The sequence below is a fragment of the bacterium genome (genome assembly GCA_009926305.1).
GTDB lineage: Bacteria > Bdellovibrionota_C > UBA2361 > UBA2361 > RFPC01 > RFPC01.
Genome location: RFPC01000175.1, coordinates 1 through 2,099, shown reverse-complemented (window position 1 = coordinate 2,099; position 2,099 = coordinate 1). Strand labels below are relative to the sequence as shown.

Here is a 2,099-nt window from a genome sequence, read left to right as displayed (position 1 = left end):
CCAGAATGTCTACTGCTTTCCGTCCTCAAAATGTAGGGAAAGATTTCTTCACTATGAGGAATAACTGGGTTATCCAGTCTACCGGAAGCGCGATGCTCCATGCCTTTTTGACTGCGATGGAATACTTGACTCAGAGGTATGGTATAAAGGCTAGGTTCTGCATGTCGGTTCATGACAGTGTTCTGTACATGTGCCGCGAATCTGACGCCGATGTCGTCGCCGCTCTGTATCAAGTCGCTCACATCTGGTCTTGGGCATGGCTGCGGTACAACTACGGGATCTGCGAGATGCCACATGCCAATGCCTGGTTCAGTAGTATCGAGATCGATAAGATTTTTAGGAAGGCGGCTACGGCGAGTACGGTGACCGTCTCCCAGACTACCCCCGAGCCGAATGGCCGTGCTCATACGATCACAAGCCTCGTCCCTGTGCTAAACTCTTTGAGGAGTCTAGAACCCCCATTACCTTGATTTTTCTAGCAGAACTTGTAGCCACGACACAGTGCGGTATTGCCTCGTATTATGGTAAAGGCGATGGATTTGCAGGGCAAATCACTGCTTCGGGGGAAGTTATGAGCCCCAGCAAGATGACTACGGCGCACAAGAGGTTGCCCATGGGTACCAGGGTCCGGGTTACCAATAGGAGAAGTAAAAGATCCGTGGTTGTAAGGGTCAATGATAGGGGGCCTTACAGCGGTGGCCGCATTCTCGATTTGTCCTACGGCGCATTTACCAGGATAAGTTCTCCTAGCTCCGGAGTAATCCCTGTTTGCTATACGATCCTCTAGCTAGATCTTGTTGATAACAGAGCTGAGTAGGTATTTTACTGTGTTGCAATCGGATAAAATGTCCTCGATTACATTAAGAACACCGTACTCAGCTTTTTCATCCGCCTTCTTGTGAAGTTTGTCCAGAGCCTCGCATAGTTCTTCACACACTTTGAGAACTTCTTTGGCCAATTCACTACAATCGTCCCACTCAATCTCAGGGACACTATTAAAAATTTTAGCGGGAATCTCAATACCTTTACCTCTTGCCTGCTCGGCAAGTGTATCAATCTTTTCTTCTACCATTTCGTAGATTCTCATGAACAACAAATGGAAGGAGTAAAAATTCTCGCCCACTGAGTTCCAGTGAGCTAGCTGGGCTGCTCCGGCAAGATTGTATTGCGCTGTTAGAGCGTCGATAAATTCGGTTTCCATGGCGGGTAGGGGTAGAAAAGGATTACGTGGCAGTATCCTCATCATACCTTCTATTCAAATCTTGTGTTATAACCTGATAAGCGCTTGTTTCTACCTCGGTATTGGGTACGGTTCCTATGCTATTTCTCCACAGACCCATTTCGATGTTCAGTTTAAACCACGGAGGTATAGCCTCGCCAGATTTTATACCCTCTCTCATACATTTCCACACATTAGTGAGAGTTCCAGTCACAACCTTGCTGTTGTCTATACTGCCATCAGTTCCAATAGCGGTGATGGGGACAAATTCGTAAGTAGCGTTGCCAGATCCCTCCTCGCCAGTACACTGAACGCTCAAGTTGTCCCCTGTAAGCCTTCCACACCTGTTGTCTTCCACTACATACTTCTGGACCTCTCCCTCTCCTATCGTCCGTCGCCATACAGCGAGGCCGGTCTGCCTACTCTCAGAGCCCGGGGTAACCAGGCACTTACGGATAGGGAGGAAATCACCCACCTCGATGGGGTCGAATGCTGCGCAGGGCTGGGAGTAAAACCTACCGTCCGGTATCAACACTTCGATGGTATATGATTGCTCGTAGATAAACTGAGACGCCTCTTTTGTGACCTGAACGAAACGTTCGGGTCCTAATTCGAAACCGGTTTGAAACTCGAGACCTGGTATTTCAGGTACCCACCCTGTTATGGAATCTGCCAACAAATCAAGAATAGGCAGACAAAAAGAGTGTCCTTCCCTCTGTGCTTGCTTCTGTACTAAGGTAAGAGTATAGTTTAACGATCTCTTACGTACAGTAGGTATGTACGCCCCTTTATTGGGATTATCTGTGTTTCCGTTTGTAAACGCGACGATTATCATTACCCCTTCGGCCACTCGACCCGATTGGTCGAGTTCCTCTGCGAG

The 2,099-nt window shown here is 48.1% G+C and carries 4 protein-coding genes; 2 read left to right on the top strand and 2 right to left on the bottom strand.

Translation table 11 applies throughout. The annotated features are described in order from the left end of the window. Positions 1-470, top strand: a 470-nt coding sequence (locus EBR25_13420; protein ID NBW41981.1) for a hypothetical protein, incomplete at its 5' end; no start/stop codon positions are given. Next, positions 461-787: a septal ring lytic transglycosylase RlpA family protein gene (locus tag EBR25_13415; GenBank protein ID NBW41980.1), complete on the top strand. Its 327-nt coding sequence runs from the start codon at positions 461-463 to the stop codon at positions 785-787. The genes EBR25_13420 and EBR25_13415, both read left to right, overlap by 10 nt. On the opposite strand, the gene EBR25_13410 is transcribed toward EBR25_13415, so the two are convergent. Together EBR25_13410 and EBR25_13405 are read right to left on the bottom strand one after the other, a co-directional pair. Beyond that, positions 788-1,246: a hypothetical protein gene (locus EBR25_13410; GenBank protein NBW41979.1), complete on the bottom strand. Its 459-nt coding sequence runs from the start codon at positions 1,244-1,246 to the stop codon at positions 788-790. Beyond that, positions 1,224-2,099: hypothetical protein (locus EBR25_13405; protein NBW41978.1), on the bottom strand; the 876-nt coding region annotated here is incomplete at its 5' end. The genes EBR25_13405 and EBR25_13410, both read right to left, overlap by 23 nt.

Coding starts and splice junctions, on each gene's coding strand:
- EBR25_13410 (NBW41979.1), bottom strand. CDS start 1,246: ATGATGAGGATACTGCCACGTAATCCTTTTCTACCCCTACCCGCCATG.